This window comes from Corynebacterium pseudogenitalium (assembly GCF_024453815.1).
Classification (GTDB): domain Bacteria; phylum Actinomycetota; class Actinomycetes; order Mycobacteriales; family Mycobacteriaceae; genus Corynebacterium; species Corynebacterium pseudogenitalium.
In genome coordinates, this window is sequence record NZ_CP072934.1 from 982,496 (window position 1) to 1,000,608 (window position 18,113).

16 protein-coding genes and 1 tRNA gene are annotated in these 18,113 nt (G+C 58.6%); 7 read left to right on the forward strand and 10 right to left on the reverse strand.

Translation table 11 applies throughout. From position 1 onward, the window contains the following. Window position 1 precedes the first annotated feature (1 nt). Window positions 2–1,978, reverse strand: a complete 1,977-nt coding sequence (locus tag KBP54_RS04740; RefSeq protein ID WP_256006455.1) for a site-specific DNA-methyltransferase — start codon at window positions 1,976–1,978, stop codon at window positions 2–4. Window positions 1,979–2,154: 176 nt separating this feature from the next. On the opposite strand from KBP54_RS04740, the gene KBP54_RS04745 reads away from it, so the two are divergent. The 3 genes from KBP54_RS04745 (at window position 2,155) to KBP54_RS04755 (ending at window position 3,762) form a co-directional block, all read left to right on the forward strand. Next, on the forward strand, window positions 2,155–2,334 hold the full coding sequence (locus KBP54_RS04745; protein WP_256006456.1) for a hypothetical protein: 180 nt from the start codon (window positions 2,155–2,157) through the stop codon (window positions 2,332–2,334). Between the two features lie 296 nt (window positions 2,335–2,630). Then, the gene (locus KBP54_RS04750; RefSeq protein WP_256006458.1) at window positions 2,631–3,314 is read left to right on the forward strand and encodes a hypothetical protein; all 684 of its coding nucleotides are present in this window, start codon (window positions 2,631–2,633) and stop codon (window positions 3,312–3,314) included. Continuing rightward, window positions 3,304–3,762: a hypothetical protein gene (locus tag KBP54_RS04755; RefSeq protein ID WP_256006461.1), complete on the forward strand. Its 459-nt coding sequence runs from the start codon at window positions 3,304–3,306 to the stop codon at window positions 3,760–3,762. The genes KBP54_RS04750 and KBP54_RS04755 overlap by 11 nt, the downstream gene beginning before the upstream one ends. A gap of 223 nt (window positions 3,763–3,985) precedes the next feature. On the opposite strand, the gene KBP54_RS04760 is transcribed toward KBP54_RS04755, so the two are convergent. The 6 genes from KBP54_RS04760 to KBP54_RS04785 form a co-directional block, all read right to left on the reverse strand. Beyond that, a tRNA-Arg gene (locus tag KBP54_RS04760) sits at window positions 3,986–4,059 on the reverse strand. A gap of 85 nt (window positions 4,060–4,144) precedes the next feature. Beyond that, entirely contained in the window at window positions 4,145–5,722 is a 1,578-nt protein-coding gene (locus KBP54_RS04765) for an alpha/beta fold hydrolase (protein ID WP_070479492.1), read from the reverse strand. Between the two features lie 78 nt (window positions 5,723–5,800). Beyond that, entirely contained in the window at window positions 5,801–6,445 is a 645-nt protein-coding gene (locus tag KBP54_RS04770; protein ID WP_070479493.1) for a LutC/YkgG family protein, read from the reverse strand. Window positions 6,446–6,447: 2 nt separating this feature from the next. Beyond that, a complete protein-coding gene (locus KBP54_RS04775) occupies window positions 6,448–7,977 on the reverse strand; it encodes a LutB/LldF family L-lactate oxidation iron-sulfur protein (protein WP_256006463.1) in 1,530 nt (509 codons plus the stop codon). Next, window positions 7,974–8,759 (reverse strand): (Fe-S)-binding protein, encoded by a 786-nt coding sequence (locus tag KBP54_RS04780; RefSeq protein ID WP_071568621.1) that lies wholly within the window; start codon window positions 8,757–8,759, stop codon window positions 7,974–7,976. The genes KBP54_RS04775 and KBP54_RS04780 overlap by 4 nt, the downstream gene beginning before the upstream one ends. A 48-nt stretch (window positions 8,760–8,807) precedes the next feature. Beyond that, window positions 8,808–10,484 carry an L-lactate permease gene (locus tag KBP54_RS04785; RefSeq protein ID WP_256006465.1) on the reverse strand — a complete coding sequence of 559 codons (1,677 nt, stop codon included), beginning with the start codon at window positions 10,482–10,484 and terminating at the stop codon, window positions 8,808–8,810. 233 nt (window positions 10,485–10,717) lie between these two features. Here KBP54_RS04785 and argS point away from each other — a divergent pair, with 233 nt between their 5' ends. The 4 genes from argS (at window position 10,718) to thrB (ending at window position 16,112) form a co-directional block, all read left to right on the forward strand. Continuing rightward, window positions 10,718–12,370, forward strand: coding sequence for an arginine--tRNA ligase (argS, locus tag KBP54_RS04790; RefSeq protein ID WP_256006467.1), 1,653 nt, complete (start codon window positions 10,718–10,720; stop codon window positions 12,368–12,370). A 10-nt stretch (window positions 12,371–12,380) separates the two neighbouring features. Beyond that, window positions 12,381–13,715, forward strand: coding sequence for a diaminopimelate decarboxylase (lysA, locus tag KBP54_RS04795; protein WP_256006469.1), 1,335 nt, complete (start codon window positions 12,381–12,383; stop codon window positions 13,713–13,715). An 84-nt stretch (window positions 13,716–13,799) separates the two neighbouring features. Next, on the forward strand, window positions 13,800–15,152 hold the full coding sequence (locus tag KBP54_RS04800; protein WP_070362639.1) for a homoserine dehydrogenase: 1,353 nt from the start codon (window positions 13,800–13,802) through the stop codon (window positions 15,150–15,152). 30 nt (window positions 15,153–15,182) lie between these two features. Then, complete coding sequence (thrB, locus tag KBP54_RS04805) at window positions 15,183–16,112, forward strand: homoserine kinase (RefSeq protein ID WP_256006470.1); 930 nt, start codon at window positions 15,183–15,185, stop codon at window positions 16,110–16,112. Window positions 16,113–16,125: 13 nt separating this feature from the next. On the opposite strand, the gene KBP54_RS04810 is transcribed toward thrB, so the two are convergent. From KBP54_RS04810 to KBP54_RS04820, 3 genes are read right to left on the reverse strand one after another with little or no spacing between them, the layout of a single operon-like run. Next, the gene (locus KBP54_RS04810) at window positions 16,126–17,154 is read right to left on the reverse strand and encodes a ThiF family adenylyltransferase (protein ID WP_256006472.1); all 1,029 of its coding nucleotides are present in this window, start codon (window positions 17,152–17,154) and stop codon (window positions 16,126–16,128) included. Further along, window positions 17,141–17,632, reverse strand: a complete 492-nt coding sequence (locus tag KBP54_RS04815) for a molybdenum cofactor biosynthesis protein MoaE (RefSeq protein ID WP_256000456.1) — start codon at window positions 17,630–17,632, stop codon at window positions 17,141–17,143. The genes KBP54_RS04810 and KBP54_RS04815 overlap by 14 nt, the downstream gene beginning before the upstream one ends. After that, the gene (locus tag KBP54_RS04820; protein ID WP_256006473.1) at window positions 17,622–18,104 is read right to left on the reverse strand and encodes a MogA/MoaB family molybdenum cofactor biosynthesis protein; all 483 of its coding nucleotides are present in this window, start codon (window positions 18,102–18,104) and stop codon (window positions 17,622–17,624) included. Before KBP54_RS04820 ends, KBP54_RS04815 begins: the two co-directional genes overlap by 11 nt. Between the last annotated feature and the right edge of the window lie 9 nt (window positions 18,105–18,113).

Below are 18,113 nucleotides of genomic sequence, written 5' to 3' on the forward strand. Positions count from 1 at the left end.
CCTACCACCGCGCTTCCACGTGAATCTTGCCAGTAGAGACCTGGTTGAGCGCCTGCTTCAACTCCGTGAGCACTACGAATGACAGTGCCGTATTGAAGTATGCGAGGTGGTTAATATGAAGTTGGTCGGACTCAATTAAACGGATGAGCGCAATTACGTCCTTGGGGGTGAACCCGCCATCGATGATGTAGGCGGATGAGCCAACCACGTCGAGCGTGTAGCCGTCGAGCTCAACTTGTTTGACCTCTGGGGTGAGTCCGTAACCGTCGTGAACCGCCCAGGTTGTGAGCATGACCGTTTTCGCGGGCGCGTCCTCGAAATTCAAGCGCTCTAATGGATCAATATTGAACAACCCCTCGCCCGGATTGAAAGATTCCAGCCGGTCGATTTCATCCTGCTCTGGAGTGACTAGCGTGTAGTGCTTGAAGCCGTAGTCGATGCTCGCGCCGGTGTCTTGGGCGATCTTGTCCGCTGCGAGTTCGATGCGCTTGCGCCCGATCTCATCGATGGTGGAGAATCCTTGGGCGAGAGCATTGCGCCCAGTGTCATTTTTATCCGTGATCGGCTCCGCAATCTGGACAGTGATCATGCGCCGGTTCGCCCCGTCTCGGGCGTTAAGCGCCATGACCGCGTGTGCGGTAGACGATGAGCCGGAGAAGAAATCGAGAACGGTGTCTCCGTCCTTAGCAACAAACGAAAGCAACTGGGTAAGAAGACTCACCGGCTTGGGGTTAGTAAAAACCTTCACGCCCCCGAACAATTCTCGAACCTCGTTCGCCCCCGTGCGACTATCCAGATTAATCACGCTCGGGAGTTTCACCGCGTACTCGTGCGCGTAGACCTTTAATTCCACGATCTTGTTCTCATCTGCCCCGAAGATGATCTTCCCCTGGTCTAGGAGTTCGCGCATGGTCGATTCGGGGAAGCGGTAACCCATCATGGGCTGCGTTGTGGGCTTGCCCGTTTCAGGGTGAATCACGTCGTAGCGGTATCCCTCTTTACCGGGGTTGTGAACGGAACGACTGCCCTGGTAGATGCCTTCCTGGTCGATGTATTTGTAATTATCGAGTTCACCCATTTCCTGTCGGTGCGCTCGCAACCATGCTGAATACTCAGCCTGAAGACGGTCAGTTTCCCCGTACTTCTCGATGAGTTCCTCACCCTTGGCAACGAGCATGTCTTTAATTGCACTTTCGGGTGAGCGCCAAACCTCTTCGACCACGCGCTCATCCTTGGCGAACACGACAATGTACTCATGCTCTTCAGCGACTCGTGAGGGGTTGTTGTCTGTGGCATTTTTCCAAACAATCGTTCCCAGCCGGTTCTGTTCTCCGAACACGTCACTATCGAGCAGCAGTTGCAGGTTGCTGAGTTCGTTTCCATCGATGGAGATGAAAATAACCCCGTCATTGCTTAAGAGGTTTCGAGCGAGCACGAGACGGGGAAGCATGAACGTCAGCCACGCCGAGTGAGAAGCCTTGCCGTGCAGGTCAAGAATGTGCAGCGCTTCTTCGTGGGAAACCCCGATGAGTTCTTCCAAGTCTTTAGGCGTGAAATCGAACGAATCTACGTAGGCGAAATCGTCCTTGCCGGTGTTGTAGGGAGGATCGATGTAAATGCACTTGATCTTCCCCCGGTACGACTTCGAGAGGTGCTTGAGCGCGTCCAGGTTGTCGCCAGTGATGTAGACGTTGTGACTATCAGCGTTGCGCTTGTCCTGGTTGTGCGCGGTGTTTGGCACGATGACGGTTTCTGTCTGTGCGGACGTGAGTAGTTGCGCGTAGGACTTGCCGAGAAAACCGAGTTCGTAGGACTCGCGGGAGAGTTCGACTTCCTGCTCTTTCAACATGGTTTGGAACTTCTCTAGTTGGAAGTTGCCGTCCGCATCGAAGTAATTCGGGAGCGCTTCTTGTAGGCGCTGCACTTCGAAGGAGTTCGGGGAGATTTCCTCGTTTGCTGCTTGCGCGTCGCGGATCATGAACTACCTGCTTCCATTGGGGTAAGTACTGTTTCGCATTGTCTCATAACCCGCGCGAAGAAACGCGAGCGACTTGGGAAGTGATCGCACACCTACTATGTCGAACAAATGTTCTTGACATTTCGCGCGAAACGGCGCTACCGTACCAAGCGGTCTAGTTGTGCAAGGAGGGCATATTGGACAAACCAGGAAAGAAGCGCCCCTCGATAGACGATCTGATCCCAATAGCGATGATCGATACCGATGACGAAATTGATTACGGCTGGATCTGTGATCTGATCAACGAACTGCGTGGTAATGCAGGGGTGGAACCACTTTCACGCGAGGAACTCAACGCTGATCCGGGCGAGGAGTAGTCCAGTCAGCACGAGCGGGAACAACTGCCTGCTTGCGTCCTGATTCGCCCTTACTTTCTATGTAGGTTCACCTTCATTGAATGCCGGCTTCTTCCGTGGAAACGCACGTCCCCAGCTGCTGATCGCGCGACACTTTCACGCCCCAATACAGCGCCATAAAACACCTCTACTTACTACGTGTATCCCACGCCTACTAAGTGATAAAAACACCCCTTGACATGCGCAAACACCCTGGAATAAGGTTCTAAAATCGTTGGCGCAACTCCGTGCTAGCAACCCAAGCAAAAGGAGACAATTTGGGAGAAATTCTCAACGACGCAGTGATGCAAGTGATGACTCCATCACTGGAGTACTACGACAAGACCGCGCTCGCACATGTGAGCAAATACGCCGATGACTACGCCGGAGAAATCATCGACCGTCACGGGAACTTCCGCCATGGTTGTGTCGGGATGATTCACTACATCCCGGAGGAAGCCTACGAGCGTCCCTGGTGGCGCGAACCGGAGTATCCACTCAAAGAGTGCATTGAGCGTTTGGTGCATGCCGGGTGGGTCAAGCGTGTAAACGGTGAAGCACTTGATGGGGCGATGATTCTCAACACGTCTCGTTTGATCCGCCTGATGGACATTGCCGAGACGGAAATGGCGCAAAACCAGCACGTCATCGACTACGAGCACTTGCCGGATGGCACTGTGGTGGAACCGCCATGCGAGGACTTTAACGACCCGCTTTTCTTGCCGTTTATCCGATGGGCCGATGCTCTATTTCCTGGCGATTTCGCTTACACACTGGCAGGTGACGTAACGGACGCGACCGCCCGCCTTCTAGACGGGCATCTTTCTGTCGAGCGTGACCACGGGTGGCAAGAGACTGATCCCACCCGTTGGAAACGCGCCATTTTGGATTGGAAGGACCATTACCTCGATGATGGCGGTTTTGCAATCCCGGAGCAGTGGAAGGTGACTGATGATTGCTAATTTCAAACCAAACGTAAGTGCTGGACATCTCCGCGCAGAGGTTGCGCAATGGCGCGAAGTCGATGAGATCCCGGACGAGTTTCTGGTCCTAATCGACCCGCGCGAGAACCCACTTCTGACGCTTCTGCAAATCGCCAAACTGCATGCTGCAAATGCTTGGGAGCCAGGATGCGACCTCACGTTCGGGGACGTAGACGATGCTTCTACTCGCTACATGGCGTTTACGTATCGCGGGAGTCGTGAGGATTTCTGGTACGGACTTTCCGTGCTGACCGAGCAAGTCATTCTGGATGCTGAGGGGCTAGAAGATGAGCACTATCCGAGTCAGCGAGCGTTTGGGCGCATGCTCATGTCGTTTGGGATTCCACCGTTAGAGGTACTTCCCGCTGTAGGCGTGTCCGATGACGGGACTGTGCTGGTAGATGCTGAGTGGGAAGAACTGATGTAGTCGGGGGAAGTGAGTGTTTGGGGTGCGCTCACAGGTGCCGAGAACACATAGAAGGTATGTGGGTTCTCGGCGTTTTCGTCATTTTGGAGCGAGTTTCCCATTTTGGAATGGCGCGTTTTGGGTTAATAACCAAAATGGCACCCCTTTTGGAGTGCCATTTTGGTGCCTAGAGAGTTTTGCAAATCGTGGGTGGTGAGATATGCAAAACCCTCACGGAAAATTGTGTCCCCGACAGGATTCGAACCTGCGACCTTCGGTACCGGAAACCGATGCTCTCATCCGCTGAGCTACGGAGACTCACTGCTTATTCACAAGCAATGACGCAATCTTAGCACCAGATATGCTGGGCACATAACTGGCCTAAGACTGCGGAAAGTAGCTGCTATTGGGCCTCCCAGTAGCCTGGTGCATCAGTGCGATCGGCCTTGCCGGTGCGCAGGTAGTTGATGACGGTGGCGTCGACAACTTTATTGCCGGTGCCGAAGTGCGCGTGGCCCGGGCCGTGAATCGTGACTACCTGGGTTCCCATTCTGCGGGCGAGTTGTCCGTGGCCTGAGTACGGCGTCTGGGGGTCACGGGTCGCGGACAGCTGCAATGGGCGAGTCTTTAATGCCGCCCCGTTGAGTGGCGCGATTCCGGTGACTGCGCCGGCGCCGTTGCAGTACCACCCTGAGCCGCGTGAAGCGTTGAAGAACGTAAACGGGTCTCCCGTGAGCTGTGACCATGCAAATGAGGGGAGCAGCGTTGGGTCGCCGGGGACAACGTTCTCATTGCACCACTGGGCAGCCTGCAGCTGCTCGACCGCCATCATCTGATCCACCGCCTGCTGAATCTCTTCCTTGGACGGCTGCTTCGATTCTTCAGCGGTCAGGGTGCCGTTTGTGGACCGTGCCAGGTAGTCCCACATCTTTGGGGTTGGAAGCATAGCGCGGGTCTCCTGCAGGAGCGGCGACTTAGCTTGTACAGCACCAGGGTTCAGCATGCGGCTGATGACGCCTTCACCTTCGACACGGGTTTTCCCGACTGCTGTCATGGCGTCCGCGCCAGCCTGTCCGGCGAACTCCAGGCCCGCTGGCAGATCGCCAACGCGTGCAGGCGGGGGAGTGACGGTGGGATTAGTTCCCGCTTGCGCGCTTACCTTGCGCGACCAGTACTGGTACGCCTTCAGGGGAGTGTTGCCCATGTGATACTTGGCGTCGTTGAGTGCTACCCACGCGAAGTATTCGTTGAGCGCCTTCTCGTACGCTGCTTGTTGGTCGGCGGCAATGCCGTTCCAGGAACGGGTTGGATCCATTGCGGAGTCAAGCACAACCTTGTCGGTGTGCTGGGGGAATAGCGTCGCGTATACGGAACCAAGGTACGTGCCGTAGGAGACACCGAGGATGGAAATCTGCTGGTAGCCCAGCGCGCGTCGAACTTCCTCCCAATCGCGCGCGGTGTTCTCCGTGGTGATGGTTTCGGGGTAGCCAGGCTTGTCGCCTTGGCAGGCCGAACGGTTGAAACCTCCTGCGTTGAAGAGACTGTCAGCAGTGAGCTTGGCTATCTGGCCAGGATCGTTCACATCGGGAATTGCGCACTCAAGTGCAGTCGAGCCGGGCAGGCCACGGGGTTGCACACCGATGATGTCCCACTCGTTGTTGAGTTCTTTCGGGAAATCAAGAATGTTGCCGGCTGCGTAAGCGTAGGCGTCGCCACCTGGGCCACCGGGGTTGGTAAACAGTGCGCCTCGGCGCGCTTGGGTTTTCGCTGGGACTCGTACGAATCCAATTTGAATCTTTTTGCCGTTCGGCTGGTTGTAGCGCATGGGGACGTCGATGTGTCCGCACTGCGCTGTTGAATCTTTGACTTCTTTCGGGCATTTGGTCCACTGCACAGCCGGTGCTGGCTGCGCAGTAGCAGGCGTTACGACGGCCATGCCAAGCAGTCCGAGCGCCGCAATTACTGAAGCTGTGGTGCGCATTGCATTCCTTCCGTTGGGGTGCGAAAAGACAAATCCCTACCGATGCGCTGATCGGTAGGGAATGTCGACGGTGTGTTTCTACTTCACAACCATCACGATCAGGTCGCGGGGCCCGTGGACGCCCTCGACACGAACAAGCTCGATATCTGAGGTCGCTGAACCACCAGAAATCATGGTAGCGGGTTTTTCCGGATCGATGCGAGCGATCATTTCCGGCACGCCGTAGACCACTGACTCTGGACGGACGATGACCACATGGCGATCGGGGACCAGTGACAGTGCACGGCGGCCGCACAGCTCGCCAGCTTCGAGCACGATCGAACCGGTCTGTGCTGAAGTGACGTGGGAATCCGTTACTGCGGCACCGATAGTGCCGAGCTCACGCGGATCGCTCGATGGGTCGTCTGGGCGGGCGCTGCCAGCAAACTCTTCGAACAGCGCGGTGTCGAGACCCGGGGCGTAAACAATCTCGGTTGCCTCGCGCTTCGCCAGAATATCGGCGATGTCTGCGGCAAGGGTCTCCTCCGTTGTCTCTACAACTGTGGCCTTGTAGTCCAGGAGACGATCGATGAGAATCTCGCGCAGCTGCTCGGGAGTGTGGTCGCTGGTGGTGCGGTACTCGCGCACAGGTTCGACGTGCTCTGGGGTATGGGAGAGCTTCTGTGCAGTGCGGATGCGGTCAAGAATCTCGCGCTTCGCGCTTTCATTTCGGGTGCTTGACATTGTTAGCCATCCTTCCTGACATTAGCTGGGATGCCTTCGCGACGGGCCTCAGCGAGGAGGTCCTTCGCCTCGTCCGTATTCCACCACTGGCGGAACGACTTCTTCGGCGGAACTGCTACGTCGCGGTAGTCGGTCCAGCCAGCAACGAAACCGGGCATCGAGGAAATCTCGCCCTTGAAACCGCCAAGTACGCGACCCAGCGCTACAACGTGCATTGCGGCGTTCCACAGTGCAGGCTTGCCCCACAGCAGGGAAATAGCGCCGAAGGCCGTGGATTCCAGGAAAGGCTTGTGCTCCTTTACCTTTTGGTGGCGAAGCTCAAGCAGGATGTCTGTGATCGGGATCTTCACTGGGCACACTTCGTTGCAGCGCCCACACAGGGAAGATGCGAACGGTAGCGACGCGTTCGGGTCCTCGGCGGACTCCATGCCGGTCAGCTGCGGCGTGATAATCGCGCCGATTGGGCCAGGGTACGTCGAGCCGTAGGAGTGGCCACCAGCGCGCTCGTAGACCGGGCACACGTTGAGACATGCGGAGCAGCGAATGCACTTCAGCGCCTCGCGGCCGATCTCATTCGACATCGCGTGGGTACGACCGTTGTCCAGGAGCACGATGTGGAAGTTCTGCGGGCCGTCGCCCTCAGTAACACCGGACCACAGCGAGGTGTACGGGTTCATGCGCTCACCGGTGGAGGAGCGTGGCAGCAACTGCAGGAAGACACCGAGGTCCTCGAACGATGGCAGGAGCTTTTCGATGCCCATCACTGAGATCAGTGTTTCCGGCAAGGTCAAGCACATGCGGCCATTGCCCTCGGACTCGACGATGGATACGGTACCGGTTTCCGCGATGCCGAAGTTGGCACCCGAGATCGCGACCTTCGCCTTCATGAACTGTTCGCGTAGGAAGGTTCGGGAGGCTTCGGCGAGCTCTGCCGGGTTGTTCGTCAGTGAGTCGTCGGTGTTTGGCATCTTATCCACGAAGATGTTTCGGATTTCTTCGCGGTTGCGGTGGATTGCGGGCACGAGAATGTGCGACGGGAAGTCCTCACCAAGCTGCACGATGAGCTCCGCAAGGTCGGTTTCCTGTGCGTGGATGCCGCGCTTCTCCAGCTCTTCGTTGAGCGCGATCTCCTGCGTTGCCATCGACTTGATCTTGACAACCTCAGTCTCGCCTGTCTCCTCAATGAGCGAAGCGATGATCTCGTTGGCTTCCTTGGCGTCGCGCGCCCAGTGGACGTGGCCGCCACGCGCGGTGACGTTGCGCTCGAACTCCTCGAGCAGCTCAGGCATGCGAGCCGCAACATCCTGCTTGATGGTGGAGCCAGCGGTGCGAAGCTCCTGCCAGTCGTCGAGCTCGTCGACAACGTTTTGACGCTTTACACGAATAGCAGTGGTTGCGTAGTTGAGGTTACGACGCTTCGTAACGTTATCGAGTTCGTGGTGCGCAGCCTGTCCGAAGCGCTCCGAGCCACGCAGGTGGTTCGGTCCTTGCGCCACTGGGGGCATCGTTGGCTTGCCGAGTGCAACTTTCACAGCATTTTCTCCTTCGAATACGCAGCGGTCGTAGGCGTCCACGGGTGTTCCTTCGTGGATGCGAGAATCTCTGCAATATGCAGCGCGCGGATGCCGTTGTGCTGGCGGCTCATCGCGCCAGCGATGTTCATCAAGCACGAGGAGTCACCGGCAGTGACAAACTCCGCCTTTGACTCCTTGATGTGGCGCACCTTGTCGGAAACCATCGCCGCGGAAACCTCGGGCAGTTTCACCGAGAAGGTGCCGCCGAATCCGCAGCACTCTTCGACGTTCGGCAGGTCCACGAGCTCGATGCCTTCGACGGCTTCAAGCAACTTGTAAGGGCGGTCGCCGACCTTCAGGAAGCGGCGAGAGTGACAAGACTCGTGGTAAGTCACCCTGTGTGGGAAGAACGCGCCGAGGTTGGTCACGCCAGCGACGTCCACGATGAACTCGGTGAGCTCGTAGGTTTTATTCGCTGCTTGCGTAGCGCCGTCGACAAGTGCTTTGTTGCCGTATCGTTCGGCGAGGCGCACGTGCTGTTCGCGAACTGCGCCTGCGCAGGAGCCGGAGGGGGCCACGACATAGTCGATGGAAGGGTCGGCAAACGCATCGGCGTATGTCTGGATGATCGGCACAGCTTGTTCCTGGTAGCCCGTGTTGACGTGCATCTGGCCACAGCAGGTTTGGCCCTCAGGGAAGACTACTTCGTAGCCCAGACGAGAGAGAACAAGCGCTGAAGCCTTGTGCGCGTCAGGGAACAGGGCGTCACCGATACAAGTAGAAAACAGTGCTACTCGCAATGTGGACTCCTTTGTTGGTCGTGAACGATACAGATAATGGTAATACGTCTACGGTACAACAGTTGGGGCTAGAAAACTCAGTATGTTGGTTTGCAGGAACACAATTACGCACACTGCTACCAAGAATGCTGCCGAGAAGCCAGCGACCTTCTTAAAGAGTTCGGACTCTTTACCCTCCATATTCACAGCGGTTGCGGCAATAGCGAGCGACTGCGGCGAAATCATCTTGCCGACGACACCACCGGTCGTATTCGCCGCCAGCATCAGGTCTGGGTTCAGCCCCAACTTATTCGCCGCAGTCACTTGCAGATTGGCGAAGAGCGCGTTGGCGGAGGTGTCGGAGCCGGTTACTGCCACGCCGACCCAACCAAGCACTGGGGCAGCGAATGCGAATACGCCGCCCATGTTGGCGAAAAACTCGCCGATCGAAACGGTCTGGCCCGAGTAGTTCATGACGTAGGCCAACGCGAGCACCAACATGATAGTGGTCGATGACCAGCGCATGCGCCAGAAAGTATCGACGAATTCACGCCCCACCTGTGCCCAGTTGAGCTGGTAGAGGCCGTTGCCGTCAAAGATCATGTAGGCGATAGCGACGATGAGGCCAGAAATGACCAGGAGCGTGCCGGGGTTGTTGATGTAGGCGAAGGTGTAGTCGGTGTTGATTGGCTCACCCAGCTGGTTGAAGAGCAGTCCGCGCTCGATAACAGGCCATGTCAGGCTGATCTTGAACGAGCTCAGCCACTGCGGGATGGTTGTGCCTAGGTTCGCTAGACCGAAGACTACAACCACGACTGCGTACGGCATCAGCGCCATCCACACGCGGGTGCCAGGCAGTTCAGTATTGTCCTCGTACTCAGGCAAGCCGAGGCGTTCGCGGAGAGCGGCAGTAGTCGAAGGCTTCCAGAAGCGAAGCGCCACGAAGGCAGCCCCAAGGGCAACGATGCAGGCTACGACATCCGTGAGTTGGTAGGCGAAGTGGTTCGACGTCCACCACTGGGCAATGCCGAAGCTCAGTCCGATCGTCACTGCGATAGGTGCGGTTTCTTTGATGCCTCGCCAGCCGTCGATAATTGCTGCGATGATGAAAGGAACAAAGAATGCGAGCAGAGGGGTCTGGTGGCCAACGATCGCGGCGATGTTCTGCGTTTGCTCGAGGGTGCGGCCACCGACCTCGCCCGCGGTGGTAATGGGGATGGCGACGGCGCCGAATGCCACAGGCGCTGTATTTGCAATCAAGACTACCGTTGCGGCTTTCAAAGGTGGGATGCCGAGCGCCAGGATCATCGTCGCGGTAATCGCGACGGGTGCGCCGAATCCAGCGAGGGCCTCGAGTAGGCCACCGAAGCAGAATGCAATGAGCATTGCTTGGATGCGGACGTCGCCGCTGCCCATCTTGTCAAAGACCAGGCGAAGATCTTCAAAGCGACGCGATGCAACCGTAATTTGGTAAAACCAGATCGCGGTCAAGATCACCCACACGATTGGGAAGAGTCCGAACAATCCGCCGCGTAGTGCAGTCGCAAGTGCCATCTCGGTTGGCATGTTGAAGCCGAAAACGGCGACTGCAATAGCGGCGATCAGGGCCACCGCACCGGACGTGTGCGCACGAGCCTTGACCGCGAGCAGCATGAAGAAAAACGTCAGAAGGGGAATCGTGGAAACGAGCGCAGAAAGCCCGAGGCTTCCCCCTACTGCGTCGGTAATAATTTGAAACTTGTCCACTGAGACACTCCTTGGAGTCAGAGGGCTACACAAAATACCTCCCCAAAATACTGTGGTGACATCTGCAATGAGAAAACCAAAAAGTATGCTAGGTCACACAAATGGATGAGGTCTGTAGAAGTTCAAGCTAGTAGCGTTTTCAGTACCTATGGTGGGGGTAGTCAAATGGGGGTCGCGCGGCATTTATGGGGGAATAGGGAGAATGTCCGGCACGTGAATTAGACTGTTTGCCCATGACTCCAGCTGATCTCGCTACAACAGTTCATGAAGCGACCGTCAAGGTGCTTTCCGACCACAATCTCGACGCATCCGTCGTGCCCGATGCAGTGACCGTCGAGCGTCCGCGCAACCCTGAGCACGGCGATTACGCGACGAATATCGCACTGCAGGTGGCGAAGAAAGCCGGTACGAACCCGCGCGAGCTTGCACAGTGGCTTGCCGACGCCCTCCTGGAAAACCCCGCAATCGCAGAAGCTGACGTCGCAGGCCCAGGGTTCTTGAACCTGCGCCTTGCCACCGACGCGCAGGGACAGCTGGTTGCGGACATCTTGGCGGCAGGCGAGACCTTCGGCAATTCATCTCTTCTTGACGGCCAGCGCATCAACCTCGAATTCGTCTCGGCGAACCCAACCGGCCCGATCCACCTTGGCGGGACCCGCTGGGCAGCTGTGGGCGACTCGCTTGGCCGCGTGCTAGAGGCGAGCGGTGCCGAGGTGACCCGCGAGTACTACTTCAACGATCACGGTGGCCAAATTGACCGCTTCGCACGTTCACTAGTAGCAGCGGCAAAGGGGGAGCCGACTCCAGAGGACGGCTACGGCGGCTCCTACATCAATGACATTGCCGCCGACATTGTGGCGAAGCAGCCGAATGCGCTTGATGGCAGCCCCGAAGACGTGCAGGAAACGTTCCGTGCCGCAGGCGTGGAAATGATGTTTGCTCAGATCAAGGAGTCCCTACACGAGTTCGGCGTGGACTTCGACGTGTTCTTCCACGAAAATTCGCTGTTTGAGAGCGGGGCCGTCGATAAGGCGATTGCAACGCTCAAAGACAACGGCAACCTGTACGAAAACGAGGGCGCCTGGTGGTTGCGCTCTTCCCAGTTTGGCGACGACAAGGACCGTGTCGTGCTGAAGTCCGATGGCGACGCCGCCTACATCGCGGGCGACATCGCGTACGTGGCAGACAAGTTTGACCGCGGTCACACACTGGCGATCTACATGCTTGGCGCGGACCACCACGGCTACATTGCGCGCCTCCGCGCCGCAGCGCAGGCTCTTGGCTATGACCCTGAGGCTGTCGAGGTGCTCATTGGTCAGATGGTCAACCTTGTGCGTGATGGCCAGCCAGTCAAGATGTCGAAGCGCGCCGGGACGATCATTACTCTCAACGATCTCGTGGACGCTATCGGCGTTGACGGGGCTCGCTACTCGCTCGTGCGCTCCTCTGTGGATTCCACGTTGGACATTGACCTTGACCTGTGGACTAAGCAGTCCTCCGACAATCCCGTGTACTACGTGCAGTACGGTCACGCGCGTCTGTGCTCCATCGCACGCAAGGCGAAGGAAGCTGGCGTCACCATCGACGGCGCGGACGTTGCGTTGCTTGAGCACGAAAAGGAGGGCGACCTCATTCGTACCCTGGGTGAGTTCCCGGAGGTGGTGAGCACCGCCGCGCAGCTGCGCGAACCGCACCGAATCGCGCGCTACGCGGAGGAACTAGCTAGCTCCTTCCACAAGTTTTACGACGCCTGCCAGATCCTGCCGAAGCCTGGCGAAGAAGTTGAGCCGTTGCATACCGCGCGCTTCGCACTGGCGATGGCGGCGCGCCAGGTACTTGCAAACGCACTCGGCATGATCGGCGTGAGCGCGCCGGAACGGATGTAGGAGGAAGTACATGACCGCAGCGTTTGATGCGCTTCCCGCGCACGTATGGCCACGCAACACCAAACGAGAAGAAGACGGGGTCGTGACTATCGCTGGCGTGCCCCTTCCAGAGATTGCCGAAGAGTACGGTACGCCCGTCATGGTGGTGGATGAGGACGACTTCCGCTCGCGGTGTCGCGATATGGCAAAGGCGTTCGGTGACCCAGCACATGTGCACTACGCGTCGAAGGCGTTCTTGACCACGCACATTGCCCACTGGGTTGACGAGGAAGGCCTCGCGCTTGATGTTGCGAGCGAAAATGAGCTTCGCATTGCGCTTGCTGCAAACTTTCCGCCAGAGCGGATTACGGTGCACGGGAATAATAAGTCGCGCAGCTTTCTGCAGCTGTGCATCGATTCCGGGGTAGCGCACGTCGTCCTTGATTCTCACCAGGAGCTTCGAGAGCTCAATGAGCTTGCCGGGGAAATGGGGACCACCCAAGAGGTCTTTATCCGCGTGAAGCCAGGCGTAGACGCGCACACACACGAATTCATCGCGACGAGCCACGAGGACCAAAAGTTTGGTATTTCCTTGGCGTCTGGCTCTGCCTATCAGGCGGCGTGTGCCGCGATCGATGCGGAGCATCTGCGCCTGACCGGCCTGCACTGCCACGTAGGCTCCCAGGTCTTTGATGCAGAGGGGTTCAAGCTCGCCGCGGAACGTGTGCTTGCGCTGTATGCGCAGATTTGGACCGAGCGCGGCGTTGCGCTTGAGTACTTGGACCTTGGCGGCGGATATGGCATCGCGCAGCTTGAGGAAGAAGCGCCATTGGACGTTGCTGCGGTTGCGAAAGATCTGTTGGCTGCCGTCGACGAGGCTGCCGGTGAACTCGGCATCTCGTCGCCGACCGTGGTTGTCGAGCCTGGCCGTGCGATCGCCGGGCCATCCGCCATTACGCTATACAGCGCGGGCGTGGTCAAAGACGTCGAGATTTCGTACACCAAGACGCGTCGCTACATTTCCGTTGACGGTGGCATGAGCGACAACATTCGTCCAGCGCTTTACGCCGCCGTCTACGAGGGCCGGGTGGTCAACAGGTTTACAGGCGGCCAGCCGGTGGCAACTCGTGTGGTGGGTTCCCACTGTGAGTCCGGCGATATTCTCATCGAGGATGCTCAGTGGCCGGACGACATTGTCAGCGGCGACCTGATCGCGATGCCTGCGACAGGAGCGTATTGCTACCCGATGAGCTCGAATTACAACTCATTTGGGCGCCCTGCCGTGGTTGCGGTCCGGGCTGGAAAGATCAAGCCGATGGTGCGGCGAGAAACTGTTGAAGACATTCTCTCGCGTGAATATAAATAAGAATGTATTCTGTGCGAAATAGACAAAGCGGTACACTGCGGCGTAGCTGAACGTACCAGTATCGAAGTAGGAGAGAATCTAGAGATGTCGGTCGAATCTGCAGAGAGCCGTAACGGTAATTACCCAGGTAAGGGAATTGGTCAGCCGGTCGGTGTCGCTATTTTGGGGAAAGGCACTGTGGGCAGTGAGGTGCTTCGCCTCATTCGGGAGTTTTCTGACAATCTCGAGCAGCGTATCGGCGGCCCACTTGAGGTGCGCGGTGTTGCGGTCTCCAACGTGGAAAAGCACAAGGATGCGCCTGAGGTGCAAGGCATTGAGCTGACTGATGACGCTCGCTCGCTGATCACTCGCGATGACGTTGATGTTGTAGTCGAGGTCATCGGCGGCATCGACTACCCGCGTGAACTGGTGTTGTCTGCTCTGAAGGCAGGTAAGTCCGTTGTTACGGCAAACAAGGCGCTGGTTGCAGCGCACGGTTCTGAGCTTGCCGACGCCGCGAATGAAGTAGGCGTCGATCTCTATTATGAGGCAGCGGTTGCTGCGGCGATTCCAGTTGTTGGTATGTTGCGTCGTTCGTTGGCCGGTGACCAGGTTCAGCGCATTTCCGGCATTGTGAACGGTACGACTAACTTCATCTTGGACGCGATGGCTTCGACTGGAGCGACCTACGAGGAAGCACTCGCTGAGGCGACCCGTTTGGGGTACGCAGAGGCTGATCCGACTGCCGACGTTGAGGGGCACGACGCGGCTTCCAAGGCAGCGATCCTTGCCTCGATGGGCTTCCACACACGAGTCACGTTCGACGATGTGTCCTGCGAGGGCATCACGAAGATTACTGCTGAGGATATTGCTGCGGCGAAGCAGTCGAACCAGACGATTAAGCTGCTGGCGATCTGTGAGCGCCTCTACGACGAAAACGGCAAGACCACTGCCGTTAATGCTCGCGTTCACCCGACGCTCATCCCGAATGAGCACCCGCTGGCGAGCGTTGATAAGTCGTACAACGCCATCTTCGTCGAGGCTGAGGCCGCTGGCCGCCTGATGTTCTACGGTAACGGTGCTGGTGGCGCTCCTACCGCGTCTGCAGTGCTGGGTGACCTGGTCGGTGCAGCCCGCAACAAGGTGCACGGCGGCCGTGCACCAGCGGAGAACCCGTACGCGAACTACCCAGTGGTCGGCTTCGACGAGGTGGCGACTCGCTACCACGTGAACATGACCGTCAACGACCGCGTTGGTGTGCTGGCGGAGCTGACCCGAAAGTTTGCGGAGGCAAACGTGTCGCTCTCCGCAGTGCGCCAGGAGGAGTCCGGCGATGAGGCGCACCTGATCGTGGTGACGCACAAGGCGCTGGAGAAGGACCTGCGTGACATCGTGGAGCGCCTCTCGCAGCACCCGGATGTGCAGCAAATCAACTCGGTGATCCGCCTAGACGCCTAAGCTGAGATACCTACAGACAAGGAGCACATCATGGCGACAGACATTGAAGTAGGCCTAAAGGCGACTGTGACGGTGCCGGGTTCGTCGGCGAACTTAGGACCGGGCTTCGATACGTTGGGGCTCGCTCTCTCCATTTACGACACTGTCGAGGTTGAGGTCATCGAGTCCGGGCTTGAGGTGGAGATCTTCGGCGAAGGCGCCGAGAACCTGCCGCGCGACGGTTCCCACCTCGTAGTCAAAGCGATTCGTTCTGGCCTCAAAGCCGCTGATGTTTCTGTACCAGGCCTTCGCGTAGTGTGCACGAACAACATCCCGCAGTCTCGTGGGCTTGGTTCGTCGGCCTCTGCGGCTGTCGCAGGCGTTGTAGCGGCAAACACACTGGCTGGTAACCCGCTTTCCACAGAGGAAGTTGTGCAGCTTTCCTCGGCGTTCGAGGGGCATCCTGATAATGCTGCCGCATCCGTGCTCGGTGGGGCGGTTGTCTCCTGGACCGAGATTCCTGTCGATGGTGTATCGCATCCGGTCTACCGGGCTGTCGGGGTCCCTGTGGATCCCTCGATTCGTGCGGTGGCGCTGGTGCCGAACTTCCACGCCTCGACCAACGCGGTGCGGCAGGTGTTGCCGAGCCACGTCACGCACACGGATGCGCGTTTCAACGTGTCGCGTACCGCGGTGATGACGGTTGCCATCCAGTCCCACCCCGAGCTGCTCTGGGAGGGCACCCGCGACCGCCTGCACCAGCCGTACCGTGCTGACGTGCTGCCGGTCACCGCTGAGTGGGTCAACCGCTTGCGCAACCGCGGCTACGCAGCCTTCGTCTCTGGTGCGGGCCCGACCGCCCTGGTTCTGACCACGACGGACGTTGACGAGGAGTTGCTTGACGACGCCCGCGAGGCCGGACTACGCGTCATCGAGCTCGAGGTAGCGGGTCCGGTACGCGGCGAGCTGACCCGCGCTTAATCCGTCCTGGCTGTTACAGGCCTGAAAGGGGGCGGAACTGTTCGACGCCCCCGCGCAGGCTCGCTGTGCCGGTCACGCCGCGCGCATCGAGCGCTGCAACAGCTTGCGCTGAGCGCGCCCCTCGGGCGCACACCACAATGGTGCCGGGCTGCGCTTCTGGCGGTGTGTAGCCATCGATAATGGTGCCGAGCGGCACGTTGATGGCGCCGTCAAGGTGGAAGTCAGCGAACTCTTCGGGCTCGCGGACGTCGAGAATCGTGGCGCCTTCCGGAATGGTGGTGACCTCCGCCGGTCCTTGTGGAGGTGCGCTCGTACGCACGCGCTCAGTGACCTCTGGGTCTGCGACAAGCGGCACGTACTCCCACATACCTGTGAGTGAGTCGAAGTAGCCAATCTGGCCAATCAGTGGCGAACCAAGTCCGGTGATGAGCTTGATGGTTTCCATCGCCATCGCGGACCCGACAACGCCCACAAGTGGCCCGACCACGCCTGCCTGGGAACAAGAGGGCACGCTGCCTGGTGCTGGTGGAGCGGGGAAGAGGTCCTCGTAGATTGGCCCGTGGCCTGCCCAGAACACCGTGAGTTGTGCTTCAAACCCGAGGATTGACCCCCACACGTGCGGCACACCCAGGCGCGCGGCCGCGTGCGATGCGATGTGGCGAGTCTGGAAGTTGTCAGTGCCGTCGACGATGATGTCAGCGTCACTGAGCAGCTGCAGTGCGTTATCCCAGGTGAGGCGGTCGGATACAGTGCGGACGTTGATATCCGGGTTCAACGCCAGCATCTGTGCCTTTGCCGACGCCGTCTTTGCGGTACCGATGGCAGCGGTGGTATGGATGACCTGCCGGTGCAGATTGGACAGATCCACCCGGTCGTCGTCGATGACAGTGATCGTGCCGACGCCAGCACCGGCTAAGTACAGCAGGGTCGGAGCCCCCAAGCCTCCGGCGCCAAGAACAACGACGTGGGCGTCGAAAAGTTGTTGCTGCTTCCTCTCACCGATGAGTGTGGTTTGCCGTAGGTAGCGCTCATCGAGCGTCATCGATACCAACCCACTGCGTTGCGCCGTCCGCCATGGACTGCTCTTTCCATATTGGGACCTGTGATTTCACTCTGTTGGTGACCTCTTCACAGGCGGCGAATGCCTCGGCGCGGTGCGCACTGGCCACGAGGACCAGGAACGCCATCTCGCCGATCGGCACGGAGCCGACTCGGTGGGCGGCCCAGATTCGCACCGGGTGTTGTTGGGCGATGTCTTCGACAATCGCGCGGAGCTCGTCTTGGGCGCTGGGGTGCGATTCGTACGTCAGCGAACGCACTGCCTGCCCGCCGTCGTGGTCGCGGACAACGCCCTCAAAGCGGACGAGCGCACCCATGGAGCGCGTCATTGTAGCCGTGGCCGCATCCGCAGCGAACTGCTCAAGCGGCGTATCGGTAATACGTGCGTCGATGACGGTATTGACCTGCTCGGCGACGAACTGTGGGTCCGATGTAGAGCTTGGTTGTGAACTAGTGCTCATGTGATCCTTCTATGAGTGCAGTGATGTGGTCGAGCAGGGGAGCGAGTACGGCACACCCGTCCTTCACCCCGCCGCGTGAACCTGGCAGTGTCATGACAAACGTGCGACCCGCCACTCCGGCGACAGCACGCGACAGCACTGCCGTCGCGACTTGCTGCTGGCCATAGGCCCAGAACGCGTGCACGATACCTGGCAGCTGCCGGTCCAACAGAGGCTCCACAATATCAACCGTTTGGTCATCCGGTGTAATGCCGGTTCCGCCCGAGGTCAGCAGTACTGACGGGGAAGCGGCGAGTGCCTCCTGGACCGCATCCGAAAGGTCGGCATCGGCCACGATGGTGGCGTCTGGGGTGTCGAACCCCGCTTCCCGCAGGAACCTGACCGCGATCGGACCTGACTTGTCCTCGTAGACACCAGCGGCTGCTCGCGTAGAAGCCACGATAACCCGTGCAGTACGTTGATTGGTATTCATAGGCACAAT